The sequence below is a fragment of the Puerhibacterium puerhi genome, from assembly GCF_009846865.1.
In the GTDB taxonomy this organism is placed as follows: Bacteria; Actinomycetota; Actinomycetes; order Actinomycetales; family Cellulomonadaceae; genus Puerhibacterium; species Puerhibacterium puerhi.
Map to the genome: position 1 here is coordinate 1 of NZ_WUWN01000041.1, position 24,443 is coordinate 24,443.

The 24,443-nt window shown below is 75.0% G+C and carries 18 protein-coding genes and 1 pseudogene; 9 read left to right on the forward strand and 10 right to left on the reverse strand.

Going from position 1 to position 24,443, the window contains the following annotated elements; translation table 11 throughout:
• Positions 1–437: 437 nt before the first annotated feature.
• Positions 438–1,718, reverse strand: coding sequence for a phosphopyruvate hydratase (gene eno / locus GSF02_RS15435; RefSeq protein ID WP_159798112.1), 1,281 nt, complete (start codon positions 1,716–1,718; stop codon positions 438–440).
• Positions 1,719–1,925: 207 nt separating this feature from the next.
• Between eno and GSF02_RS15440 the strand changes: the two genes are divergently transcribed.
• Entirely contained in the window at positions 1,926–3,464 is a 1,539-nt protein-coding gene (locus GSF02_RS15440; protein WP_159798114.1) for an ABC transporter permease, read from the forward strand.
• Between the two features lie 80 nt (positions 3,465–3,544).
• On the forward strand, positions 3,545–4,213 hold the full coding sequence (locus GSF02_RS15445; protein WP_159798116.1) for an ABC transporter ATP-binding protein: 669 nt from the start codon (positions 3,545–3,547) through the stop codon (positions 4,211–4,213).
• On the opposite strand, the gene GSF02_RS15450 is transcribed toward GSF02_RS15445, so the two are convergent.
• The 3 genes from GSF02_RS15450 to GSF02_RS15460 form a co-directional block, all read right to left on the reverse strand.
• Entirely contained in the window at positions 4,200–4,955 is a 756-nt protein-coding gene (locus GSF02_RS15450) for a PAS and ANTAR domain-containing protein (protein WP_159798118.1), read from the reverse strand. The two genes, GSF02_RS15445 and GSF02_RS15450, sit on opposite strands and share 14 nt — an antisense overlap.
• 160 nt (positions 4,956–5,115) lie before the next feature.
• Positions 5,116–5,730 (reverse strand): hypothetical protein, encoded by a 615-nt coding sequence (locus GSF02_RS15455; RefSeq protein ID WP_159798120.1) that lies wholly within the window; start codon positions 5,728–5,730, stop codon positions 5,116–5,118.
• Between the two features lie 241 nt (positions 5,731–5,971).
• Positions 5,972–6,607, reverse strand: a complete 636-nt coding sequence (locus GSF02_RS15460; protein WP_159798122.1) for a TetR/AcrR family transcriptional regulator — start codon at positions 6,605–6,607, stop codon at positions 5,972–5,974.
• A 116-nt stretch (positions 6,608–6,723) separates the two neighbouring features.
• Here GSF02_RS15460 and GSF02_RS15465 point away from each other — a divergent pair, with 116 nt between their 5' ends.
• Entirely contained in the window at positions 6,724–7,194 is a 471-nt protein-coding gene (locus tag GSF02_RS15465) for an ester cyclase (RefSeq protein ID WP_159798124.1), read from the forward strand.
• A gap of 1,249 nt (positions 7,195–8,443) precedes the next feature.
• Here GSF02_RS15465 and GSF02_RS15470 read toward each other — a convergent pair.
• Positions 8,444–9,322 carry an oxidoreductase gene (locus tag GSF02_RS15470; protein WP_159798126.1) on the reverse strand — a complete coding sequence of 293 codons (879 nt, stop codon included), beginning with the start codon at positions 9,320–9,322 and terminating at the stop codon, positions 8,444–8,446.
• A 137-nt stretch (positions 9,323–9,459) separates the two neighbouring features.
• Here GSF02_RS15470 and GSF02_RS15475 point away from each other — a divergent pair, with 137 nt between their 5' ends.
• The gene (locus GSF02_RS15475) at positions 9,460–9,873 is read left to right on the forward strand and encodes a winged helix-turn-helix transcriptional regulator (protein ID WP_328799036.1); all 414 of its coding nucleotides are present in this window, start codon (positions 9,460–9,462) and stop codon (positions 9,871–9,873) included.
• A 512-nt stretch (positions 9,874–10,385) separates the two neighbouring features.
• Here the strand turns inward: GSF02_RS15475 and GSF02_RS15480 are convergent.
• Positions 10,386–10,802: a hypothetical protein gene (locus tag GSF02_RS15480; protein WP_159798130.1), complete on the reverse strand. Its 417-nt coding sequence runs from the start codon at positions 10,800–10,802 to the stop codon at positions 10,386–10,388.
• A 204-nt stretch (positions 10,803–11,006) separates the two neighbouring features.
• On the opposite strand from GSF02_RS15480, the gene GSF02_RS15485 reads away from it, so the two are divergent.
• From GSF02_RS15485 to GSF02_RS15495, 3 genes are all read left to right on the forward strand, one after another.
• On the forward strand, positions 11,007–11,321 hold the full coding sequence (locus tag GSF02_RS15485; RefSeq protein ID WP_159798132.1) for a hypothetical protein: 315 nt from the start codon (positions 11,007–11,009) through the stop codon (positions 11,319–11,321).
• A gap of 64 nt (positions 11,322–11,385) precedes the next feature.
• Positions 11,386–12,597 carry an L-2-hydroxyglutarate oxidase gene (lhgO, locus tag GSF02_RS15490; RefSeq protein WP_159798134.1) on the forward strand — a complete coding sequence of 404 codons (1,212 nt, stop codon included), beginning with the start codon at positions 11,386–11,388 and terminating at the stop codon, positions 12,595–12,597.
• A 121-nt stretch (positions 12,598–12,718) separates the two neighbouring features.
• Positions 12,719–13,426 carry a GntR family transcriptional regulator gene (locus tag GSF02_RS15495; protein ID WP_201308957.1) on the forward strand — a complete coding sequence of 236 codons (708 nt, stop codon included), beginning with the start codon at positions 12,719–12,721 and terminating at the stop codon, positions 13,424–13,426.
• A 17-nt stretch (positions 13,427–13,443) separates the two neighbouring features.
• On the opposite strand, the gene GSF02_RS15500 is transcribed toward GSF02_RS15495, so the two are convergent.
• Together GSF02_RS15500 and mfd are read right to left on the reverse strand one after the other, a co-directional pair.
• Positions 13,444–13,785: a YciI family protein gene (locus tag GSF02_RS15500; protein WP_159798138.1), complete on the reverse strand. Its 342-nt coding sequence runs from the start codon at positions 13,783–13,785 to the stop codon at positions 13,444–13,446.
• Positions 13,786–13,858: 73 nt separating this feature from the next.
• Complete coding sequence (mfd, locus tag GSF02_RS15505) at positions 13,859–17,485, reverse strand: transcription-repair coupling factor (protein ID WP_159798140.1); 3,627 nt, start codon at positions 17,483–17,485, stop codon at positions 13,859–13,861.
• A gap of 258 nt (positions 17,486–17,743) precedes the next feature.
• On the opposite strand from mfd, the gene hutH reads away from it, so the two are divergent.
• Positions 17,744–19,372: a histidine ammonia-lyase gene (gene hutH, locus GSF02_RS15510; protein ID WP_159798142.1), complete on the forward strand. Its 1,629-nt coding sequence runs from the start codon at positions 17,744–17,746 to the stop codon at positions 19,370–19,372.
• A gap of 21 nt (positions 19,373–19,393) precedes the next feature.
• Here hutH and GSF02_RS15515 read toward each other — a convergent pair whose 3' ends face one another.
• Together GSF02_RS15515 and GSF02_RS15520 are read right to left on the reverse strand one after the other, a co-directional pair.
• The gene (locus GSF02_RS15515) at positions 19,394–22,057 is read right to left on the reverse strand and encodes an alpha/beta fold hydrolase (RefSeq protein WP_159798144.1); all 2,664 of its coding nucleotides are present in this window, start codon (positions 22,055–22,057) and stop codon (positions 19,394–19,396) included.
• Positions 22,058–22,130: 73 nt separating this feature from the next.
• Positions 22,131–23,555: a thioesterase domain-containing protein gene (locus GSF02_RS15520; RefSeq protein WP_159798146.1), complete on the reverse strand. Its 1,425-nt coding sequence runs from the start codon at positions 23,553–23,555 to the stop codon at positions 22,131–22,133.
• A 174-nt stretch (positions 23,556–23,729) separates the two neighbouring features.
• On the opposite strand from GSF02_RS15520, the pseudogene GSF02_RS15525 reads away from it, so the two are divergent.
• Positions 23,730–24,443: pseudogene (locus GSF02_RS15525) on the forward strand (hypothetical protein); the annotation flags it as partial.

Here is a 24,443-nt window from a genome sequence, read left to right on the forward strand (position 1 = left end):
GCGCGACGAGGGGCGGGACGCCGGGCGGCGCGCGGGCGGGGTGGGTCGGCGGGTGGGCACGTCGTCGATTGTGCCCAGCGCGCCGGTCCCCCGCGCGCAGCGGCGTCGGCGCGGCGACGTGTCTTCACCCCGCGGTGCACCCCGCGGCGCAGAACCTTCACAGTCCGGGCCTCTCGGGCGCCCGCCTGCCGCGTCCCGTCAGCCCCCACGACCTGTCAGCACGAGCGCAGGCCATGGCGTGCGCTGGTGCTGACAGGTCGCGGGACGCCGGCGCGCGCGGGACGCCGGCGCGCGCGGGGCCCCGGACGCACGACGACGCCCGGCCGCGCGGGGCGACCGGGCGTCGTCGACGAGCACCCCCGCCGTGTCAGTACCGGCGCACGCCATACCGTGCGCTGGTACTGACAACCGGGAGGGCGGGTGCGTGCTCCGGGGCGTCAGCCCTGGAAGCGCGGGAAGGCGGAGCGACCCGCGTAGCGGCCGGCGTCGTCGAGGGCCTCCTCGATGCGCAGCAGCTGGTTGTACTTGTTGATGCGCTCGCCGCGGGCCGGGGCGCCGGTCTTGATCTGGCCGGCGTTGGTGGCCACGGACAGGTCGGCGATCGTGGTGTCCTCGGTCTCGCCCGAGCGGTGCGACGTCATCGTGGTGAAGCCGTTGCGCTGGGCGAGCTCGACGGCGTCGAGCGTCTCGGTGAGCGTGCCGATCTGGTTGAGCTTGACCAGCAGCGCGTTCGCCGACTTCAGCTCGATGCCCTTGGCGAGGCGCTCCGGGTTGGTGACGAACAGGTCGTCGCCCACGAGCTGGACCTTGTCGCCGACGCGGCCGACGAGCGCCGACCAGGCGTCCCACTCGTCCTCGGACAGCGGGTCCTCGATGGAGACCAGCGGGTAGTCGGCCACGAGCTGCTCGTAGAACGCGATCATCTCGTCGGTCGACCTGGCGGCGCCCTCGAACTGGTAGGCGCCGTCGGAGAAGAACTCGGTCGACGCGACGTCGAGCGCGAGCGCGACGTCGGTGCCCGGCGTGAAGCCGGCCTTCTCGATCGCCGAGAGGATCAGGTCGAGCGCGGCGCGGTTGCTCGACAGGTTCGGCGCGAAGCCGCCCTCGTCGCCGAGGCCCGTGGACAGGCCCTGGGCCTTCAGCACCGACTTCAGGGAGTGGTAGACCTCGGTGCCCGTGCGCAGGGCCTCCTTGAAGGTCGAGGCGCCGATCGGGGCGACCATGAACTCCTGGATGTCGACGTTGGAGTCCGCGTGCGACCCGCCGTTGAGGATGTTCATCATCGGCACCGGCAGCACGTGCGCGTTCGGGCCGCCGACGTAGCGGTACAGGTCCAGGCCGGCCGACTTGGCGGCGGCCTTCGCCACGGCGAGCGAGACACCGAGGATGGCGTTGGCGCCGAGCTTGCCCTTGTTGGGCGTGCCGTCCAGGTCGATGAGGGTCTGGTCGATGATCCGCTGCTCCTCGGCGTCGTAGCCGATGAGCTCCGGGGCGATCTCGTCGATGACGGCGTTCACCGCGCCCTCGACGCCCTTGCCCAGGTAGCGGCCCTTGTCGCCGTCACGGCGCTCGACGGCCTCGAACGCACCGGTCGAGGCGCCGGAGGGGACGGCCGCGCGGGCGAACGTCCCGTCGTCGAGCACGATCTCGACCTCGACGGTGGGGTTGCCGCGCGAGTCCAGGATCTCGCGTGCGCCGACGGCTTCGATGCTAGCCACGGGTGCTCCTTCTGATGGTCGGTGTGGTCGCTCTCAGCCTACGGCGTCGGGCTCCCGCGGCGGCACCGCCGCCCACGCCGACGGCGTGCCCGCGTCCCAGGGTCCTGCCAGCGTCTCGGCACCGTCGCCCCAGGCCACGGCCCTACCGTCCGGTCCGTCCTCACCGGGCGGCCACCGGGCCGCCCCCTGCACCCCCGGGAGCCCTGCGTGTTCATCACCTACCTCAGGCGCGAGCTGCGCCACCGACGCAAGCAGACCGCCGTCGTGGCGGCCGGCCTCGCCGTCGCCATCGCCCTCGTCATGGTCGTCTCGTCGGTCGCCGCCGGCGTCCGCGACGCCCAGGCCTCCGTCCTGGAGTCGGTGTACGGCGTCGGCACGGACGTCACCGTGACCCAGACGGCCGAGCCCGGCGCCGACGGCGGCGGGCCCGGCCGCTTCGACTTCGGGGCGCAGGACGGCGAGTCGTCCGACGACGGCGCGACGCGCGAGCTGAGCCAGTCGCAGCTGGGCCTGGCGCGCGGCACCGCCTCCTTCGACGCCGCCGCCCTGGACACCGTCGCGGGCGTGGACCACGTCACCGACGCCGCGGCGACGCTCACGCTGGAGAGCACCTCGTTCTCGGGCGAGATGCCCGACCCCTCCCAGGCGACCGACCCGGGCCAGGCCCCCACGGCCGGCACCGGGACCGCCGACGGCGCCGACGGCGGGCCCGACGGCGCGGGCGGCTCGTCGTTCCAGGTCGACCGGTTCACCGTCACCGGCGTCGACCCGGCGGCCGACGCCGTCGGGCCGCTGACCACCGTCGAGGTGGCCGACGGCCGCGGCCTCGAGGCCGCGGACTCCGACGCCCAGGTCGCGGTGCTGGACGCGCAGTACGCCGCGCAGGCGGACCTGGCCGTGGGCGACACCGTCACGGTGGGCGACGCCGACCTCGAGGTGGTCGGCACGGTGACCTCCAGCAGCGGCGAGGGCGTGGCGACGTCGGCGGACGTGTACGTGCCGCTCGCGGTCGCCCAGGCGCTGGCCGACCTCGACGGGCAGGTCACCGACGTCTACGTCGCCGTCGACTCGGCCTCGAACGTCGACGCCGTCGCCGCGGCCGTCGAGACCGCGCTGCCCGACGCCACCGTGAGCACGCAGTCCGACCTGGCCGGCGACGTCACCGGCTCGCTGTCGACCGCCTCGAGCCTCGTGCAGAAGCTCGGCACCGCCCTGTCGGTGGTCGTGCTCCTCGCGGCGTTCGGCCTCGCGGTGCTGTTCACGGTCTCCGGCGTCAACCGGCGCACCCGCGAGCTGGGCACGCTCAAGGCCATCGGCTGGCCCCGCCGCCGCGTCGTCGGGCAGATCGCCGGCGAGTCCGCGGTGCAGGGCCTGCTCGGCGGCGTGGCCGGCATCGTGCTCGGCGGGGTCGCCGTGCTGGCGATCAACCTCGCCGGCATCACGCTCTCGGGCTCGTCCGGCGGCGGGTTCACGTTCGGCGGCCCGGGCGCCGGCGGCGCGCCGGGCGGGACCGACGCCGCGGCGCAGGGCGCCGCCGCGGGCCCGGGCGGCGGAGGCGGTCCGTTCGGCGGGGCGGCCGAGGCCGCGCAGCAGGCGGTCGACGTGGTGCTGCACGCGCCCGTGACGCCGTGGGTGGTGGCCGCGGCCGTGGGGCTGGCGCTGCTCGGCGGCCTGGTCGCCGGCGTCGTCGGCGGCTCGCGCGCCGCGCGCCTGCGCCCCGCCGAGGCCCTGCGCTCGCTCGCCTGAGCGCGGGCCGGCGACCCCATCACCCCGTCACCCGTCACCCGTCACCCGTCACGCGTCACCCGTCACCGAAGGACCGGACCATGTACCAGATCGAGGGTCTGACCAAGACCTACACCCAGGGCAAGCGCACCGTGCACGCCCTCCAGGACGTCGACCTGACCATCGCCGACGGCGAGCTCGTCGCGATCCAGGGCCCCACGGGCGGCGGCAAGTCCACGCTGCTGCAGATGCTGGGCGGCCTGGACCGCCCGACGTCGGGCCGCGTTCGGCTCGCCGGCGACGACCTCGCCGCGATGGACGACGCGCGCCTGACCCGCGCGCGGGCCGACCGCATCGGCTTCGTCTTCCAGCACTTCAACCTCATCCCCACGCTGACGGCGCAGGAGAACGTGGAGACCGCGCTCGTGCCCGCGGGCACGCCGGCCGACGAGCGGGCACGGCGTGCGCAGGCGGCGCTCGCGCAGGTGGGCCTGGCCGAACGGGCGGGGCACCTGCCGGGCGAGCTGTCCGGCGGCCAGCAGCAGCGCGTCGCCATCGCGCGGGCGCTGGTGAAGGAGCCCGCGGTGCTGCTCGCCGACGAGCCGACCGGCAACCTCGACGAGGCCACCCGCGACGACATCGTGGGGCTGCTCGAGGGGCTGTGGACGCAGAGGGGTCTGACCGTCGTCATGGTGACCCACGACTCCGTGGTGGCGCGGCGGGCGCAGCGGCGCCTGCGCATCGCCGGCGGGCGGGTCAGCGAGGTGTGACCGGGGCGAGCGGGCCGCCGGGCGGCGGCCCGCTCGACCGACCGCCCGGCCCGTGCCCGCTCGGCGCCGGCTCGCCCGCCCGCGGCTCGCGGGCCTCGCCCAGGAACTCGCCGAGGGCCGCGGCGGTGGGCGCGACCGGGCGCGCGGGTCCGGTGAAGCGCTCTAGCAGGCGCTCGGCGAGGTCACGGACGGGCACGTTGAGCCGGTTGGAGGCGAGCCGCAGCCGGTCGAAGGCCTCGTCGGCGCCGATGCCGTGCACCACCATGAGCACGCCCTTGGCCTGCTCGATCGCGCCGCGGCGCTCGGCCGACGCCTGGATCGCCCGGGACGCCTCCTGCTGCGCCAGGTGCCGGTGCACGTCGGTCATGTCGATGAAGTAGCCGGCGACCTCGGTGGCGCCCCCGCCGTCCGGCACGCGGCGGGTCTGTCCGGTCACGGCGACCAGGTGGAGCCGGCGCCGCGCGTCGTAGACCCGGTGGACCGCACTGAACGGCTCGCCCGTCTCGGCCGCGTGGCGCAGCACGGCGTCCACGCGGGCCAGGTCCTCGGGGTGCGCGTGCGACAGCATGAGCTGCGCGGTGGGCACGACCTCGCCGGGCTCGAACCCGTACATCGTGTAGATCTCGGCCGACCAGGCCCAGCGCCCCGTGCCGAGGTCGAGGCGGTACCGCCCCACGGGCGGGTGCTCGCCGGCCGCGAGCACCGACTCCGTCGTGTCGTCGAAGAGATCGCCCTCGCTCATCCCGTCCCGCCGCGCAGCAGCTCGCCCGGGCCGTCGTCGGACGCCGAGCGCCTCGGGGCACCCACGGCGCCCTCCTCTCATCCTCCGTGCCGCCGCCCCGAGCGCCAAGCCCCTGCCGCCGCCGGTCGCGCTCGGGGATCCTTGCGGCACGAGGACGTCATCACGTGCTCCCGAGCCCGGCGCCGGCCAGATCGACGTCGTCCACCTCGAGCACTGTCTCCGCGTCGACACGTCTGAGCACGAGGTCCTTGCAGGCCGCGCTCGACGGGGCCGAGACGGTGGCCGAGTCGCGGTCGACCGTCACCTGCCAGCACGTGCCCAGGGTGATCAGCGACTCCTTGCTCGGGGACGAGGTGGTGCCCCGCCCCGTGGTGACCAGCGCGACGACGAGGCCGTCCTCGGTGGTCCGGCTGGACACCGCGAGGGTGTCGTTGGCGTGGTCGCGCACGCGGAGGCTGGAGATGGTGCCGTCGTCCCGGTCCAGGAAGTCCGTGCCGACGCACGGAGACATCGCCTCGCCGAGCACCGCGCTGCCGTTCGCGGAGAGCAGGTCGGACGGACGTGACTGCAGGCACGTCACCGCCGCGTTCAGGTTGCCACGCAGGACGTCGATCGCCGGATCGTGCACCACCGGCGGTTCGTACTCGCCCGGGAACCGGATGTTGGAGACCACCCAGTACCCGAGCAGCAGCAGGGCCAGGAGGATCCCGGCGATCCACTCGAACCGGCGCGCCGCCGGCGACAGCGGCGGCCGGCGCCCGGTGGCGTCAGGCATCGGTGTCACCGACCGACGGCGGCTCGGCCGGCCGTCGGACTCGGCGATGCGGCGTTGCGCTGCGCATCGCTCGGCGATGTACGGCCCCGGCTCGTCCCGCTCGATCCGCCACTGCTCGCCCCGCGATCTGCGCTTCGTCGTTCACAGGTGCGTCCTTGCCGGTCACTCGGTGGGTGCGGTGAGGGCGCCGGCGCAGCCCTCTCGCCATCATCCAGGCCGCCCGCGTCTCGGACGGCCCTGGTCACAGGACGCTGGGCCGGCGTGCACCCTCGGTGACGCGCGCCTTGCCCGTCCGGGGAAGGAGAGCGATGGCCGTATCGGCGGCGCTCTCCAGCCGGTCGGCGTCGATCCCCGCCTTCCCGAGGGCCTCGACGCCGCGAAGGACCGCCAGGACGAGCGCTGCGAGCCCGTCGGCGTCGGCCGCTGGGTCGATGTCCCCGTGGCGCTGCGCAGCGCGAATGTCGTCGGCCACGATCGCGGCGATGCCCTCCAAGGTACGGCGGGACCGGGCGGTGACGTCGGGGTCGTGCTCGGAGAGCTCGGCCGCACCCTTCGCGAGCAGGCACCCGCGATGCCTGCTGTCGGCGGCGACCCCGGCCGCCCCGGCGCGGATGTGGGCACACAGTCGGACGTAAGCCTGCTCGTCCGGACCGGTCAGCCCGCTCGCCACGGCGTCTGCGACACCCGTGCAGTAGGAGTCGAAGATCCGCAGGAACAGTTGCTTCTTCCCGCCGAAGGCGCCGTAGAGGCTGCCTTTGCCCAGGCCGGTCGCGGCGGCGATGGCGTCCATGCTCGTTCCCGCGTAGCCCTTGCTCCAGAACTGCTCACGGGCAGCGTCGAGGACCGCTTCCTCGTCGAACTCTCTCGGTCTGGCCACACATCGATGGTACCGATACTTGACGACCCGGTCCATAACTCCTACCGTTGTGGACGGAACGGTCAATAACTGCCGTTGCCACGAGCGATGCGCTTACGACGTCAGGAGAGCAGGACGTGACGAGGAACGAAGAGGTTGTCCGCGAGGCCTACCGGCTCGCGGAAGGGGACGTCTTGGACGGCGAGGGTTTCCGTGCCCTGTTCGCGGAACACGGCACGTTCAACGACGTGCCGAACGGGCTCACCTTCCGTGCGGACCAGATCCCTGCGGCGCTGACCGGCCTCGCCAGCGCGTTTCCCGACATCCACCGGGAGCTTCTCGCGGTGCACGTCATCGGCGACGTCGTCGCCGTCGAGCTGCGAATCCAGGGGACGCATCTCGGAGGCTTCCCCACTCCGGTCGGCGAGATCGGTCCGACGGGTCACCGCATCGATGTTCCGGCGGCGGACCTCTGGTATCTGCGTGAGGGAAAGGTCGAGACCTTCAACTGCTACAACGCCGCGAACGTGTGGCTCGCTCAGCTCGGGGCCACCCCCGACTTCGAGTCGGCGATCGAGGCCGCCAAGACCGCTGCCGCCCGGGCGTAACCACCCGGCGAGCTCCGCCCCCTCGCGGACGGATGTGACTGCCTGCGAACCCTAGGAATGGGACGCCCGCCCCGGTCTCGGGCCCGGGGCGGGCAGTGACGATGCCAGCACCGCGGGGTGGCGCGTGGCAGGCCTCTGGTTCGACGCGGGCAGCTTGCCACCCCGCGGACGGGCCGGGCCCTGCGTCATCCCGAGAGCTGGTGAGGAGAGGAAGGGAAGTAGCCAGGCGCCTCGACCTCGGGCGCCAGCTTCACGTCGTACGCGCGCAGCGGCCGCGCGAACATCAGCCGACGGGTGGGTGGCGTAGCTCCCGAAGCTGCCTCCGACCGGTGCCCGGGCAACCGACCGCCCCGGGCCCCGGGCTGTCCAGAGACGGTGCTTACTGGCCGGTCGACACGGCCCAGGTTGCCTCGTTGATCGATGCGGAGGGTGCCACACCTGAGGCTCTGTGGAGCAGGGGCGACCCCAACGCCCGTCCATGAACGGTCGTTTCTGACGTACAGATCGGCGCGTGAGCGTCGCGGCGGTCCGGCCGTCCGGATGAGCCCCGGCCGGCAGGTCTACGCGACCATCCTGCTCGTTCTCCTGACGTGCGAGGCGATCCCCTGGTGTGACCAGGTGGCGCCGTGGTCCAGGATCTCGGGGACGATCTCTTCGATCGCCGCCGACGGGTCAGCGTTGAGAGGCTCAGCGGTCGCTGGGATGGTGGTCGCAAGACCACCTCCGATAAGTGCTGCGGTGAGCGACAGCGACAGGACGGTCTTCGCGTTGCGACTGGCGTGATTCGCTCAATCCCCCTGACTTGAGTAGGAGCGCGAGTCCGAGCCAGCGTCGAGTGCTGTGCTCGGCTACTCGGTTGTCGGCACCTTGGCGTGCGAGCGTGACGCGAGGCCTCGGCCCTATGACCAGCAAGGATGCAGTTCCTGGTCCTCGAACGAAGTAGTTGCGAGGTAGTCCACGCCGCGATTGCGGCCACTCCTCCCTCTCCAGGCCTCAAGGACCTCAACCACCGAGTGCGATACGCGCTCGGCGAGTACGACAGCCCCCCGCCGTCGTACCCCGTGCCTGGTTGGGTTCGCAGTGGCTGTCCAGAAACGGTGGTTTGCGGACAGCGGGTCGGTGGCCGGTGCGGTGCTCATCCTCGACATGTCCTCGGGGCGCGTCACGGATGTTCGACAAGGTGCGCGCCGGCGAGGGCCCTCGACCCGAGGCAGGGTCGAGAGCCCTCGGCGCGGCGTCGGCGGTGCGTTCAGGCGCCGATCTTGTCGAGCTCGGCGAGGTCCTGGTCGGACAGCTCGATCCGGGCGCCGGCGACGTTCTCGCGCAGGTGGGCGACCGACGAGGTCCCCGCGATGAGCAGGATGTTGGGCGAGCGGCGCAGGAGCCAGGCCAGGGCGATGGACATCGGCGTGGAGCGGAGGCGGGTGGCGACTGCCGACAGCGCCTCCGACTGCAGGGGGCTGAACCCGCCGAGCGGGAAGAACGGCACGTAGGCGATGTTCTCGGCCGCGAGCCGGTCGATGAGCTCGTCGTCGCGGCGGAACGCCAGGTTGTACATGTTCTGGACGCTCACGATGGGCGCGATGGACTGCGCCTCGGCGACCTGGTCCGCGGTGGCGTTGCTGACGCCCAGGTGTCGGATGACGCCCTGGCGCTGCAGGTCGGCGAGGGTCTCGAAGGCTTCCGCGACCGGCTCGTCGACCGGACCCTCGGAGTTGCCGAGGCGCAGGTTCACCAGGTCCAGGACGTCGAGACCCAGCGTCTCGAGATTGTCCTCGACCTGTCGGCGCAGCTGGTCGGGCCGCCGAGCCGGCGGCCACCCGCCGCGGGCGTCCCGAACCGCGCCGACCTTCGTCGCGACATGCAGGCCCGTCGGGTAGGGGTGCAGCGCCTCCCGGATCAGCTCGTTGGTGACCCGGGGGCCGTAGGCGTCGGCGGTGTCGATGTGGGTGATGCCCAGCTCGGCCACCTCGCGTAGCACTACCAGCGCGCCGTCGTGGTCGGTGGGCGGCCCCATCACCCAGGGGCCGGCCAGCTGCATGGCGCCATACCCGAAGCGGGTGACGGTCAGGTCACCGAGGTTCCAGGTGCCTCCGGGCAGGGCCGTGGTGGTGGTGCTGAGGGTCATGTGTGAGACCTTTCGAATGACGTCATGGCGTCGGTGGGCGCCGGCGATATCCTTCGCGTCGAGGCTTCCTGATGGGAAGTAGTTACCTGAAAGTGCGTTGATACCCGATCGAGCGATGCGAGGGTGCGATGGCGACGATGACCGCACAGCAGAGGCGGGCGCAGGCGAAGGCGGAGTACAACGCGTTCCTCGCGGCGTGCCCCAGCCAGCAGCTGCTGGGCCGCGTGTCGGACAAGTGGGTGACGCTGATCCTGGCTGCACTCGGCAGCGGGCCGGACTGCAACGGGGATCCCCGCCCGATGCGCTACTCCGAGCTCGCACGGGTGCTCGCCGGGGTGAGCCCGAAGATGCTCACCCAGACCCTGCGGTCGCTCGAGCGAGACGGCCTGGTCTCTCGGACGGCGACGCCGACGGTACCCGTGACAGTGACCTACGAGCTGACCGACCTGGGACTCTCGCTGCATCAGACGGTCCGCCAGCTCAAGCTCTGGGCCGAGGCCCACATGGACGACGTCCTCGCTCACCATGCCCACCACGACAGCCCGACCTGAGCAGCGCAGGGTCGGACCGGATCCCTTGTCCGAGCAGCCTTCACTCGGAGATCCAGCTGCGCACCGGAGAACCTCGCGCAGTCAGTCAGCAGTTCGAAGTCGAATCAGTCAGCCATCACGTGACGCAGGTGAGCACAGACCCACCCAGATACGTCGCCAGCGCCCTCGTGGTTGTTCGTTACGACGGCTTCCCGCGTCGCTCATAGCGCTCCGCAACACCACAGGCACCGCGCACCACGACGGCCCCACGGCGATGCCGTGGGGCCGTCGTTGGCCCGAGACCGTCCCCGTCCGTGGCGCGATGAAGTCCTCCCCGCGATGCTTGCCTGGCATGCGTGGCGCAACTCGTGACCGAGCTGACCGACGGGCAAGGGGGCTAGATGACCTCCGACAGGATTAGCCGGCCAGGGCCGGAAACGTGCTCACTAGCCCGTCGACATGGTCTGGGTTTCCTCGTTGATCGACACGGAGGGGGCCACACCTGAGGCTCTGTGGAGCAGGGGGCCCAGACGTCAGGTGCGATGCGAGATCCGCTCCCACACGGATCCCAGCGTCTCGTCCCTGCGGTCGTCGTTCCTCGCGGCGAGCAGCTCGCGACGCTGATCCGATGTGGCGCCATTCCTGTCGAGGTAGCTCTGTATCGCGGTGGGGATGTGGCGGCCCAGGATTCCGGTCTCCATCCGCTCGCATGACGCGTTGGGGTGGTAGCGGGCGAGCTCGGCGAACTCGTCGCTCTCTGCGGCCAGCTGCTCGACGAGATGCTCGGGCGTCTGATAGTTGTCCAAGAGCAGGGACGCACGGACACCGGCGTCCGGGTCTCGGGCGAGCAGCTCGAACGTCTCGGGATGCAGGCGCTCCAGGCCAGCAAGGTGCCATCGCTCGTTCTGGTCACCGTCGCGCGCAACGCGCAGCTGCTCCCCGCGATCCACGTGGGCACGGTACCGGGCGGCGGAAGGGTGAACGGGCACCGTGACCGTTCCCTCGGGGGAACGCGACCGCAACCGTGCTCAGCAGTGCGCCACGTGACTCAAGCTCGATCGGGAGCCGGTCCACGGCCGTCCGCCGGTCTGCCGCCGTCCGTCCCCCGCGGCGTGCCCGTGCGAGCACCCCGGGCGGGGCAGATCCTGTCGGGCATGGACGCTCACGAACTCGTCCGGGTGCGACACGTCATCCGCAACGGCGTGCCGCAGAGCGTGCAGGTCATCGGCCGCCCGGAGCTGCAGGCCGAGTACGCGACCATGCTGCGCCGCACCGGCCGCGGCACCCGGCCCGAGGAGGCCCGCTGGGCCGACGCGCTCAACGCCCTGGACTGCCTCGGGTTCCAGACCACCAGCATCGCGACGACGAGCCACTCGGACCAGATGGTCCACGAGCTCGTCCTCAAGCGACAGACCGCCGGGGCGCGCACCGAGCCCCCGCCCCGCCGCCGGCCCCGCGCGGTGCGCTGACGCCCGCGGGGTTCACCCGCCGGCACCGGTGACCCGGCCCGGACCGGCCGGTAGCGTCCGGAGCGTGAGGGTCACCGTCGTCGGCGCCGGAATCCTGGGGCTCGCCGTCGCGGCGCGGCTGGCGTCGCGCGGCGACGACGTCGTCGTGGTCGACAAGGAGCCCGACGTCGCGACCCACCAGACCGGCCGCAACTCCGGCGTCATCCACTCCGGCCTCTACTACGCGCCCGGCTCGCTCAAGGCGCGGCTCGGCGTGGCCGGCTCCCGCTCGATGACCGCGTTCGCCCGCGAGCACGGCGTGCGCGTGGACGTGTGCGGCAAGCTCGTGGTCGCCACGTCCGACGCCGAGGTGGCGCGGCTGCGCACCCTCGCCGAGCGCGGCACCGCCAACGGGGTCGCCGGGCTGCGCTGGCTCGACCCCGCCGAGGCCCGCAAGGTCGAGCCGGAGGTGCGCTGCGTGGCCGCGCTGCACGTGCCGCCCACCGGCATCGTCGACTACCGCGGCGTGTGCGCCGTGCTGGCCGACCAGGTGCGCTCCGCCGGTGGCGAGGTGCGCCTCGGCACGGCCGCCGTCGCCGCGCGCACGCGCCACGACGGCGGGCCCGGCGCGCGGGTGCAGGTGCGGCTGGCCGACGGCGCCACGCTGGTGGCGGACGCCCTGGTCGCCTGCGCGGGCCTGCACGCCGACCGGTTCGCCCGGGCCTGCGGCGTGGACCCCGGGGCGCGGGTGGTGCCGTTCCGCGGCGAGTACTACGAGCTCGCGCCGGACGCCGTCGGGCTCGTGCGCGGGCTCGTCTACCCCGTGCCCGACCCGCGCTTCCCGTTCCTCGGCGTGCACCTGACGCGCACGCTCGCGGGTGGGGTGCACGCGGGGCCCAACGCGGTGCTCGCGCTGGCGCGCGAGGGCTACCGGTGGCGCGACGTCGTGCCCGCCGACGTGGCGGACTCGCTGCGCTGGCCCGGGCTGTGGCGGCTGGCCGCGCGGCACGCGGTGCCGGGAGCCCGCGAGGTGGCCCGCTCGGCCTCGCGGCGCCTGTTCGCCCGCTCGGTCGCCCGGCTCGTGCCGGCGGTGCGCCCCCAGGACCTGGTGCCCGCCCCGGCGGGCGTGCGGGCCCAGGCCCTCGGGCGCGACGGGCGGCTGGTCGACGACTTCCTGGTGGCGGACGGGCCGCGGCAGGTGCACGTGGTCAACGCGCCCTCCCCCGCCGCGACGGCGTCGCTGGAGATCGCCCGGTACGTCGAGCAGCGGCTCGACGCGACCGTCGCGGCCGCCTGACGGCGCCGCGCCGACGCGCGCGCCACGCCCCCGGGCGCGCCGGCGCACGCCGGGTGACCTCGCGGGTGAACCTGCCCGGCGGCCCGGACCCGTGCGCAGGGGCGTGGCTAGCATGACCGGCATGACCGCGCAGCCGCACTCCAGCCGTCGGGCGGTCTACACCGAGATCCGCCGTCGGATCGTCACGCTGCTGTACCCGCCCGGCACGCCCCTGTCCGAGAACGAGCTCGCCGCCGACCTCGGCGTCTCGCGCACCCCGGTGCGCGAGGGGCTGATCCTGCTCGCGCAGGAGGGCCTGGTGCAGGTCTTCCCCAAGATCGGGTCGTTCGTCTCCCGCGTGGACCCGCGGCGGGTCGCCGACGCGCAGTTCCTGCGCGAGGCCGTCGAGCTGGCCTCGATCGACGCGCTGCCCGCCGTGCTCGACCCGGAGCACGTCGCCGCCCTGCAGGAGAACGTCGCCCGGCAGCGCGCGGACCACTCCCGGGTCGAGGACCTCTTCGCCCTCGACGAGGAGTTCCACCGCGGCCTGCTGCGCCTGTCCGGGCACGAGGAGGTGTGGACCACGGTGCAGGGCGCCAAGGCGCACCTGGACCGTGCCCGGCTGCTCGGCCTGCACGAGGACGCGACCGTGCAGAAGGCCGTCGACGAGCACGCCGAGATGCTCGACGCCCTGCTGGCCGGCGAGCGCGAGCGCGCCCGCGAGACGCTGCGCGCGCACCTGCGGCGGGTGTTCGACGACATCGAGCGGGTGCGCCGTCGCACCCCCGAGCTGTTCGCGTCCAACGACTCCAGCGTGCCGGTGCGGCGCAGCGTCACCGTCTGGGAGTGACGCCCCGCCGGGGACCGTCAGCTGGCGGGGTCGTGCTGGAACGCCCGCACCTCCTGCGCGCACCGGCAGGCGACGGCGAGCTTCGCGGCCCACCCCAGCGCCGCCTCGCGGGACGGCAGCTCCAGGACGGTGTAGCCGCCCTCGAGCTGCGCGGTGGGCGGGTACGTGCCCTCGGTCACCGCGCCGTCGCCGTCGACCAGGACGGGCGGGACGCTCTCGTCGATCCCGCCGCCGAACACCCACACGCCGGCGTCCTTCGCCTCCTGCACCACCGCGTGCGCCGCGTCGGCGACCGCCGGCAGCTCGTCGGCGGGCACCTCCATGGCGCTGCTCGGGAACGAGATCAGGTACTTCGTCATCGCGTCGACCCCTTCGTCCGGCCCCGGGCGCCCGCGCCCCGGGGGTCGCGTCCATCCTGGCCGGGGACGACGCTCAGCGCCGCCCGGCGGTGGCCGCCTGCGTCCCGGCCGCCGCGGCAGCCGACACGTCGCCCAGCACGACCGCGTCGATGAGCTGGCGCGCCCACGCCAGCACCTCGGCGCCCCGCAGCGGGCGGCCGCCGATGCGCGCCGTCGTCGGGAAGGGCACGAGGACCGCGCGGATCGCGGGCTTCATGATCGTGCCCGGGTACAGGCGCTTGAGCCGCAGCTGGGCGGACTCGGGCAGGTCGACCGGCGCGAAGCGCACGTGCTTGCCCTGCGCCGTGATGTCCGTGACCCCGGCCTGGCGGGCGTGGTTGCGGAAGTCGGCGACGTCGAACAGCGCGCTCGCGACGTCGGGCAGCGCCCCGTAGCGGTCGACGAGCTCCTCGCGGACCTCGGCGAGCGCCGCGGCGTCCTGCGCGGCGGCGATCTTCTTGTAGGCCTCGAGGCGCAGCCGCTCGGTGGCGATGTAGGACTCCGGCAGGTGGGCGTCCACCGGCAGCTCGACGGTGACCTCGGGCTGCTCCTCCTCCTTCTCGCCGCGGAACGCCTGGACCGCCTCGCCGACCATGCGCACGTACAGGTCGAACCCGACGCCCGCGATGTGGCCGGACTGCTCGCCGCCGAGCAGGTTGCCGGCGCCGCGGATCTCGAGGTCCTTCATGGCGATCTGCATGCCGGCGCCGAGGTCGGTGTGGGCGGCCATCGTGGCGAGGCGGTCGTGCGCCGTCTCGGTCAGCGGCCGCTCCGGCGGGTACAGGAAGTAGGCGTAGGCGCGCTCGCGACCGCGCCCGACCCGCCCGCGCAGCTGGTGCAGCTGCGACAGGCCCAGCATGTCGGCCCGCTCGAGGATGAGCGTGTTGGCGTTGGAGATGTCCAGGCCGGTCTCGATGATCGTGGTGCACACCAGGACGTCGAGCTCCTTCTCCCAGAAGGCGCGGATGACCTGGTCGAGCTGGTGCTCGCTCATCTTGCCGTGCGCGACGCCGATGCGGGCCTCGGGCACGAGCTCCTGCAGGCGCGAGGCGGTGCGCTGGATGGTCTCGACCTTGTTGTGCACGTAGAAGACCTGACCCTCGCGCAGCAGCTCGCGCCGCACGGCCGCGGCGATCTGCTTCTCCTCGTAGGGCCCGACGTACGTGAGCACCGGGTGACGCTCCTCCGGCGGGGTCTGCAGCGTCGACATCTCGCGGATGCCGGTCACCGCCATCTCCAGCGTGCGCGGGATCGGGGTGGCCGACATCGCCAGCACGTCCACGTTGGTGCGCAGCTGCTTGAGCGTCTCCTTGTGCTCGACGCCGAAGCGCTGCTCCTCGTCGATGATCACCAGGCCGAGGTCCTTGAACCGCACGCCGCCGGTGATGAGGCGGTGGGTGCCGATGACGACGTCGACGGTGCCGTTCTTGAGCCCCTCGACCGTCTCGGCGGACTCCTTCTCCGTCTGGAAGCGGCTCAGCGCGCGCACCGTGACGGGGAACCCGGCGTACCGCTCGGAGAACGTGTCGAAGTGCTGCTGCACGAGCAGCGTGGTGGGCACGAGCACGGCGACTTGCTTGCCGTCCTGCACTGCCTTGAAGGCCGCGCGGATGGCGATCTCCGTCTTGCCGTAGCCGACGTCGCCGCACACCAGGCGGTCCATCGGCACCGGCTTCTCCATGTCCGCCTTGACCTCGTCGATGGTCACCAGCTGGTCGGGCGTCTCGACGTAGGCGAAGGCGTCCTCGAGCTCGCGCTGCCACGGGGTGTCCGGGCCGAACGCGTGGCCCTGGGTGGCCATGCGGGCGGAGTACAGGCGGATGAGCTCGCCGGCGATCTGGCGCACGTGCTTGCGCGCCTTGGCCTTGGTGTTCTTCCAGTCGGCGCCGCCCATCTTGTTCAGGCTGGGCGCCTCGCCACCGGTGTACTTGGTGACCTGGTCGAGCTGGTCCATGGGCACGAACAGCCGGTCGCCGGGCTGGCCGCGCTTGCTCGAGGCGTACTCGATGACCAGGTACTCGCGGGTGGCGGCGTTGGCGCCGGCGCCGAGGGTGCGCTGCACCATCTCGACGAACCGGCCCACGCCGTGCTGCTCGTGCACCACGAAGTCGCCCGCCTTGAGCTGCAGCGGGTCGACGACGTTGCGCCGGCGGCTGGGCATCCTGCGCATGTCGCGCGTGGTGGTGCCGGCCCGCCCGGTGAGGTCGGACTCCGAGAACACCGCCAGCCGCAGCTCGGGCGCGACGAACCCCTTGCCCACCAGGGCCGGGGTGACCAGCACGACGCCGCCGTCGGGCTCTTCGTCCATGCGGGCGACCAGGCGCGCGGCGGTGTCCGCGGCCATGAGCTGCTCGACCATGCGCTTGGCCGGGCCGGGGCCCTCGGTGGTGAGCACCAGCCGCCAGCCGGCCTTCTGCAGGTCGCGCACGTCGTCCAGCGCCCGCTGCAGGTCACCGCGGTAGGACTCGACGTCGCGGGCGCCCACCGTGTAGGTGGTGACGCCGTCGTCGTCCTGGCCGGGCCCGTCGGCAGCGCCGTCGCCGTCCAGCTCGGTGTCGAGCCCGAACGACGACAGCGTCCACCACCCCAGGCCGCGGCGGGCCGCGACCTCGCGCACGTCGGCGAACGTGGCGAACGACGCCGCGGACAGGTCGATGGGCGCCTTGCCGCCGGCCACGGCGCCGGTCCACGCCGCGGCGAGGAACTCCTCGGTCGTGGCCACGAGGTCGTGCGCGCGGCGGCGCACCCGCTCGGGCTCGTCGATCACCAGCAGCGCGTCCTCGGCCACCAGGTCGAGCACCGGCACCATGCGGTCCACCAGCACCGGGGCCAGGGACTCCATGCCCTCCACGGCCACGCCGGCGGCGAGCTTGTCGAGCATCTCGACAGCGCCGGGCAGCTGCTCCACCAGGTCCGCCGCCCGCGCCCGGACCTCGTCGGTGAGCAGGATCTCGCGGCACGGCGGGGCCCACAGGCCGTGCTCGGCCACCTCGAGCGAGCGCTGGTCGGCCACGGAGAACCAGCGCACCTCGGAGACCTCGTCGCCCCAGAACTCGATGCGCAGCGGGTGGTCCTCGGTGGGCGGGAAGACGTCGAGGATGCCGCCGCGCACGGCGAACTCCCCGCGCCGCTCCACCATGTCCACCCGGGTGTACGCCGCGGCGGTCAGCCGCTCGGCGACGTCGGTGAGGTCGGCGGTGTCGCCGAGGTGCAGCTCCACCGGCTCCAGCTCGCCCAGGCCCGCCACGACCGGCTGCAGCAGCGCGCGCACCGGCATCACCAGCACGCGGATCGGGCCGGTGGGGCCGGGCTCGGCCGCGGGGTGCGCCAGGCGGCGGAAGACGGCGATGCGCTTGGCCACCGTGTCCGACCGCGGGCTGAGCCGCTCGTGCGGCAGCGTCTCCCACGCCGGCAGCACCGCGACCTCGTCCGCCCGCTCGTCCGGCAGGTAGGCGCGCACGCTGGCCGCCGTCTCGTCGGCCTGCCGGCCCGTGGCGGTGACGACGACGAGCGGGCGCTTCGCGGCGGCCGCGACCAGCAGGGGCGGGCGCACCCCCTGCGGGCCGACGACGTCGACGAAGCCGCGCGCCGGGACGTGCTCCACCGCGGCGGCGGCGGCGCCGTCGGCGAGCAGGGCGGGGATGAGACCGGTGAGGTTCACGAGAGCGTCTCCGAGGGCCTGACGAGAGGGGGCGCCGGCGCGCGCCCGGCGGGCGCGTGCGCACGACGACGGGCCCGGATCTCCCTGGGTGGGGGACTTCCGGGCTCGTCCCCAGCGTACGCCGTGCCCCCGACGCGCACCTTCGGGCGCCGGCCCGCGCGGCGGCGGGTGAACCTGCGTTTCGCCCGCCGGCACGCTTCTGCCCGGTCGGGCCGCGTTCCTACGCTCGAGGGGCCGACCCCGACGCCGGAGGCAGCGATGACCGACACGACCGTGAGCCGCACGACCGCCGAGGAGCGCCCCCCGACCGGGGTGGTGGAGGTCGGCGGTGCCCCGCTGACCGTCGACGACGTCGTCGCGGTGGCCCGGCACGGCGCCCCCGTGCGGCTGAACCCGGCCGCCCTGCGCGCGATGGCGGACCAGCGGGTCTTCGTCGAGGGGCTGGCCGACGACGACCGGCCGCACTACGGGATCTCGACCGGGTTCGGGGCGCTGCACGGCACGCGCATCCCGCCGGAGCGCCGGCGCGAGCTGCAGGCCAACCTGGTGCGCTCGCACGCGGCGGGCACCGGCGCGGAGGTCGAGACCGAGGTGGTGCGGGCGCTGATGCTCCGGCGTCTGGCCACGCTGGCCACCGGGCACACCGGAGTGCGGCCGGCCGTCGCCGAGCTCTACCGCGGCATGCTCGAGGCCGGGATCACGCCGGTGGTGCGCGAGCACGGCTCGCTCGGCTGCTCGGGCGACCTGGCGCCGCTCGCGCACGTCGCGCTGGCCGCCATGGGCGAGGGCGAGGTCGTCGACGCGCACGGCGCCCGCCGCCCGGCCGGGGAGGCGCTGCGGGCGGCGGGGCTGGAGCCCGTCGTCCTCGCCGAGAAGGAGGGCCTGGCGCTGATCAACGGGACCGACGGCATGGTCGGCATGCTGGCGCTGGCGATCAGCGACCTGCGGCGCCTGCTCGCCACCGCCGACGTCGCCGCGGGCCTGAGCGTGGACGGCCTGCGCGGGTCGAACCTGCCCTTCTTCGCGGACGTCGTCGAGATGCGCCCGCACCCGGGGCAGGCGGCGACCGCCGCCAACCTGCGGGCGCTGCTCGCCGGCTCGGCCGTGGTCGCCTCGGCCGCGGCGGCGCTCGACGGTGCCGACGACGCCGGCGGGGACGGTGGGGGCGTCCCCGCGCCGCTGCGGGTGCAGGACGCGTACTCCCTGCGCTGCGCGCCGCAGGTGCACGGCGCCGCCCGCGACACCCTCGAGCACGCCGAGCTCGTCGCGTCGCGCGAGCTGGCGGCGGTGATCGACAACCCGGTGATCACCCGCACCGGCCGGCTCGCCTCGAACGGCAACTTCCACGGCGCCCCGGTGGCGTACGTGCTCGACTTCCTCGCGATCGCCGTGGCCGACGTCGCGTCGATCTCGGAGCGCCGCACCGACCGGTTCCTGGACCGGCACCGGTCCGACGGCCTGCCGCCCTTCCTGGCGCACGACCCCGGCGTGGACTCGGGCCTGATGATCGCGCAGTACACGGCGGCGGGCATCGTCTCCGAGCTCAAGCGGCTCGCGGTGCCGGCGAGCGTGGACTCGATCCCCACCTCGGCCATGCAGGAGGACCACGTGTCGATGGGGTGGGCCGCGGCGCGCAAGCTCCGCCGCGCCGTCGACTGCCTCGAGCGGGTGCTGGCCGTCGAGATCCTCACCGCCTGCCGCGGCCTCGCGCTGCGCGGCGGGTCCACCGCCCCGGGCGTCGCGGCGGTGCTGGCGCTGGTGCACGGCACCGTGCCCGGGCCGGGCCCGGACCGCTACCTCGCCCCGGAGATCGACGCCGTGGCGGCGCTGGTGCGCGACGGCGCGATCGTCGCGACCGCCGCGGACGCCGTCGGGCAGATCCTCTGACCCTCCGCGGGGGCCGCGTCCTCACGCCTCGAGGAACGCGGCGACGTCGGCGGCGATCTCGTCCACGTACGGCGGCCGCAGCAGCGAGTTGTGCTCGCAGGGGAAGCGCCGGTCGACCACGCGGTGCGGCACGAGCGCGTCCCACAGCGCCTCCGGGTCGCGGTTGTCGGCGGTCCGGTACGCCAGCGTGGGGCCCGCCCACGGCGCGGGGTGGTGGCGGCGCGCGATGAGGCCGCCGTGCGTGAACATCACGCGGTCGCGCTGCGCCGTCGACATCGGCAGCAGGCCGGCGACCGGGACGACGGCGGCGCGCACCAGCCGGATGCGCCGCACGTGCCACGGGTCGAGCGTCGCCGCCTGCTCCGGGGTGATCTCCGGCGACAGCGCCTCGCGCAGCGGCGGCAGGCCCGGCGTGGTGCGCCCGGCGGCCGTCGCGGCCAGCAGCGGGTCGAGGAGCACGACGGCGACGTCGTGCCCCGCGGCGGCCAGGCGCCGGGCCATCGCCGCCGCGACGACGCCGCCGAGGGAGTGCCCGACGAGCAGGTAGGGCCCGTGCGGCCGCAGCCGCCGCAGCTCGGCGAGCCGGTGGGCCACCACCGACCGGACGCTGCTCTCGACCAGGCCGCGCCGCTCGTACCCCCGGGTCTGGAGCACGTACAGCGAGTGGTCCTGCGGCAGCCGCGCCGCGAGGTGGGCGAAGGCGATCGACGACGACCCGGCGCCGGGCAGGCACACGACCGCGCGCCCGGACCCGGTCTCGCGCAGGCGGAGGGTCGCCGGGGCCCGGCCGGTCGTCCGCCCGGCGGGCACGGTGGCCGCCGCGCCCGCCCCGCCCACGGCGTGCCCCTCCCCCGCCGCCCGGGCGTCGACCAGCGCGGCGAAGGCGTCCAGGCGGCTCGCCCGGACCAGGTCGGAGGCCGCCAGCCGCACGCCGGTCGAGTCCTCCACCCGCTGCAGCATCTCCTCGCCCGACAGCGAGTCGCCGCCCAGGGCGAAGAAGTCGTCGGTCCGGCCGACCTCGTCGGTGCCCAGCACGCCCGCCCACAGCGCGGCGAGCGCCGCCTCGCGCTCGCCCACCGCCGGCACGACGGTGCGCGGGGGCACGGGCGGCAGGTTCTGCCGGTCGATCTTGCCGCGGTCGTTGCGCGGCAGGGCGGCCACGAGCACGACGTGGCGCGGGATCATCCAGGACGGCAGCCGCCCGGCGACGTGCTCGCGCAGGCGGGCGACCGACGGCGTCCGGCGGCCCGAGCGCGGGGCCACGTAGGCGGCCAGGACCGTGCCGGTGTCCTCCTGGCGCGCGACCACCACTGCCTCGGCGACCTCGTCGAGCTCGAGCAGCGCGGCCTCGATCTCGCTCGGGTCCACGAGGTACCCGCGGACCTTGACGGCCGCCTCGGCCCGCCCGAGCAGCCGGACCACGCCGTCGGCGCCGACGGCGGCGACGTCGCCCATCCGCACGTCCCAGGTCCCGTCGTCGCGCGGCACGAACTTGCGGGCGGTGCCCGCCGGGTCCGCCCAGTAGCCGTCGGCGTGGTGCGGGCTCGTGACGACGAGCTCCCCGGGCTCGCCCGCAGGCCGGGCGCTGCCGTCGGGACCCACCACGCGCAGGGTGCGCCCGGGCGTGGCGACGCCGGCCGGGAGCAGCCCCGTGGGCGCGGGCTCCTCGGGGCCCACTGACCACAGCGTGACGGTGCCGGTCTCGCTCGAGCCCAGCCACTGCAGCACGCGGGCGCGGCCCGCGGAGAGCTCCCGGGCGGCCCGGACGTCGGTGCCGTACGCCGCCTCGCCGACGAGCGTCACGAGCCGCAGCGAGGGGACGGCGGTGTCCGCCGCGGCGGCCATGCCGCGCAGCAGGGAGGGCGTCAGGTGCACCACCGTGGCGCCCACCTCGGCGAGCCACCGGGCGTAGCGGTGGCCGCCGGTGGCCCGCGGGTCGAGCAGCTCGAGGCAGCAGCCCCGGCTGAGCGCCGCGAACATCACGTTGAACCCGGCGGCGAAGGCCACGGGCAGCGACAGCGCCACCCGGTCGTCGGCGGTGTAGCCGAACCCGTCGGCCATGACGTCGCAGTCGGCGGCGACCAGCGCGTGGCTCCACAGCACGCCCTTGGGCCGCCCGGAGGAGCCCGACGTGAAGACCACGGCGGCGAGCGTGCTGCCGTCGACGGGGCCGGGCGCGGCGGCCCGGTCCTCGACGTCCTCGACGTCCTCGAGCCGGACCACGTCCGCGCCCTGCGCGACGTCGCGCGCGACGTCGGCCAGCGCCTCGACCGTGAGCACGAGCGGCGTCTGCGCGAGCGTGACCACCTGCCGCATCCGCGACGCGGGGACCGCGGGGTCCAGGATCACGCACGGGCGCCCGGCGCGGACCAGGCCGACGACGGCCGCGACGACGTCGGCGTCGTACGGCGCGAGGACAGCCACGGGCCGCGGGTCGGCGGACGTGCCGGCGTGCGCCTGCACGGCGGCGGCCACCGCACGGGAGCGCTCGTCGAGCTGGCGGTAGGTCGTCGCGCGGCCGCCGGAGCGCACCGCGACGTGGCCGGTGAAGCGGGCGAACGCGTCCTCGAGCAGCGCGGTCAGGGGCCCGCCGGGCGCCGCGGCGGCGCTCTGCACGGGGCCCGCGCGACCGGTCGGCGACGTGGGCGACGGGGCGGGCGACGGGGCGGAGGAACCGTCCGGCATCTGCCCAGGCTAGAAAGACGCGCCCGCGCCCCGACAGGCCGCGGGCGGGGTGAATCGGGACTTCACCCCGGCCTCAGGCCGCGGCGCGCCCGCGGCCGTGGCGCCCTCCCCGGCGCCCGCGGGTGCCCGCGCCGTCCGCCTCGTCCTGCGCGAGCAGGGCGGACAGGTCCTGCGCGACCCCGTCGACGAACGGCGGGCGCAGCACCGAGTTGTGCTCGCACGGCACGCGGCGGTCGACCACCGCGTGCGGCACGAGGTGCTCCCACAGGCGGTCGGGGTCGACGTTGTCGGCGGTGCGGTACGCCAGCACACGCCCGCCCCACGGCTGGGGCCGGAGGCGGTGGGCGGCGAGCCAGCCGAGCGTGAACAGCAGGCGCTCGCGCCGCACGGGCGGCATCGGCAGCAGGCCCGCCAGCGGCAGCGACGCGAGCCGCTTGGCCCGGCGCGCCAGCGTCGCGCGACGGGACAGCTGCCGGCGCTGGGCGGGCGTCAGCTCCGGGGTGAGGATCTCGGTGACGCTCGGGTGGCCGGCGTCGCCCGCGCCGAGCCCCGTGGCGACCCAGAACGGGTCGAGCAGGACGGCGACCACGTCCTCGCCCTGCGCGTCGAGCAGGCGCGCCATCATCAGCGCGTGCAGCGCGCCGAGGGAGTGGCCGACGACGGCGTAGGGCCCGTGCGGACGCACGCGCCGCAGGTCCGCCACCCGCCGCCGCACCGCGGCGTCCTGGCTCCACTCGGGCAGCCCGCGGCGCTCGTAGCCGCGCGCCTGCAGCAGGTGCACCGGCGTCTTCTCCGGCAGCCGGGCGACGAGGTGGGCGTAGGCCACCGGCGAGGACCCGGCGCCGGGCACGCAGAACACCGCCCGGCCGGGTGCCCCCTCGCGCACCGTGACGACGCGCGCCGGCGGCTCGCGCCGGCCGCGTCGGGCGTCCAGGAGCGCCGCGAGGGCCTCCACGGTGGGCGCGACGACGGCGTCGGACGGCCGCAGCCGCACCCCGAGGCGGGTCGCGAGCGCGTCGAGCGCCGCCTCGACGGTGCGCGCGCCGCCGCCGAGGGCGAAGAAGTCGTCGTCGAGGCCCACCCGGTCGACGACGAGGACGGCGGCGAAGACGTCGGCCACCGCCGCCTCGGTCGCGGTGCGCGGCGGCCGGTGGGGGCGCGAGCGCACGGGCGGCAGCGCCGCGGTCAGGACGTGGCCGGCGCCGTCGCGGGGCAGCCGCTCGACGGGCACCACCTCGCGCGGGACGGCCGCCGCGGGGGCACCTGCGGCCAGGTGGCGGCGGACCTTGGCGGGCGACGGCGGCCGGCTGCCCGGCGCGGCGGCGACGAAGGCGACGGGCTCGCCGCCGGGCCCGACGGGCAGCACCGCCGCGTCGGCCACCTCGGGCAGGGTGAGCACCGCGCGCGCGAGCGCGTCCAGGTCGGGGCCGGTCGCGCCGGAGCCCTCGCCGTCGGGGCCCTGGCCGTCGGGGTCGGAGCTGGTGGACGTACCGGTCATGGGGCGCTCCTCGGGGTGCGTCGACGGGCGCCGGCGAGCCCCCGTCCGGTGCCGCAAGGCTAGGAGGGGCGCGCGAGCGCCGGACAGTGCTCCGGCGGGTGATCACGGCGCGCGGGCGGGTGAATCGCGGCGGCGGGAGGCCCCGCGCGCGGCCGGGGCGGGGATCATCGAGGCATGGGTGAGCGTTCGCGGCCCGCGCTGCGCCGACGAGCGGTCGTGGCCGTGACGGCCGCGGCCGCGCTCGCCGCGCTCTACCTGCTGGCCGTGCGCACGGCCGCCGGCCAGCGCCTCGACGACCGGCTGTTCGGCAGCCTCGTGGCGCCCGTGGGCGAGGCGGCGGCCCGGTCGGGAGTCCTGCGGGACGCCGTGGCGGCCGTCGCCGCGGCGGCGTGCCTGGTGCTGGGGGCGGCGGCGCTGCGGCGCCGCGCGGTCGCCGCCGTGCTCGGCGGCCTGCTCGGGGTGTGCGCCTGCCTGGCCGCGAGCGTGCTGCTGCGCGACGTGGTGCTGACGCGCCCGGACCTGGGCGCCCCCGGCTACGCGCACAACACGATGCCGAGCACCCACGTCACCGCGGTGGCGGCGCTCGGCCTGGCGGCGGTGCGGCTGGCGGCCGCCGCCTGGCCGGCGCGGCCGCGGGGCGCGGTACGGGCGGTGCGCGTCGGCGCGGGGGCAGCGGTCGCCGTGGTGGCAGTGGCCTCGGTCGCGTCGTACGCCCACCGGCCCAGCGACGTCGTGGCGTCGCTCCTGCTCGTCGCGCTGGTCTCAGCGCTGGTCGACGCGCTCGTCGACGCGCTGGTCGACGGGAGGGCCGGCGGGAGGGCCGGCGCGGTCGGCTCCCGGCGCGGCCGGCCCGGCGCCGAGGCGGGCCCGCACGCCGGGCGCGACCCC

Bases quoted from the DNA above. Each gene is read 5' to 3' on its own strand.
- GSF02_RS15445 (WP_159798116.1), top strand. From the start codon at position 3,545: ATGTACCAGATCGAGGGTCTGACCAAGACCTACACCCAGGGCAAGCGC.
- GSF02_RS15450 (WP_159798118.1), bottom strand. From the start codon at position 4,955: ATGAGCGAGGGCGATCTCTTCGACGACACGACGGAGTCGGTGCTCGCG.
- GSF02_RS15455 (WP_159798120.1), bottom strand. From the start codon at position 5,730: ATGCCTGACGCCACCGGGCGCCGGCCGCCGCTGTCGCCGGCGGCGCGC.
- GSF02_RS15470 (WP_159798126.1), bottom strand. From the start codon at position 9,322: ATGACCCTCAGCACCACCACCACGGCCCTGCCCGGAGGCACCTGGAAC.
- GSF02_RS15475 (WP_328799036.1), top strand. From the start codon at position 9,460: ATGACCGCACAGCAGAGGCGGGCGCAGGCGAAGGCGGAGTACAACGCG.
- GSF02_RS15485 (WP_159798132.1), top strand. From the start codon at position 11,007: ATGGACGCTCACGAACTCGTCCGGGTGCGACACGTCATCCGCAACGGC.
- GSF02_RS15495 (WP_201308957.1), top strand. From the start codon at position 12,719: ATGACCGCGCAGCCGCACTCCAGCCGTCGGGCGGTCTACACCGAGATC.
- GSF02_RS15500 (WP_159798138.1), bottom strand. From the start codon at position 13,785: ATGACGAAGTACCTGATCTCGTTCCCGAGCAGCGCCATGGAGGTGCCC.
- hutH (WP_159798142.1), top strand. From the start codon at position 17,744: ATGACCGACACGACCGTGAGCCGCACGACCGCCGAGGAGCGCCCCCCG.
- GSF02_RS15515 (WP_159798144.1), bottom strand. From the start codon at position 22,057: ATGCCGGACGGTTCCTCCGCCCCGTCGCCCGCCCCGTCGCCCACGTCG.
- GSF02_RS15520 (WP_159798146.1), bottom strand. From the start codon at position 23,555: ATGACCGGTACGTCCACCAGCTCCGACCCCGACGGCCAGGGCCCCGAC.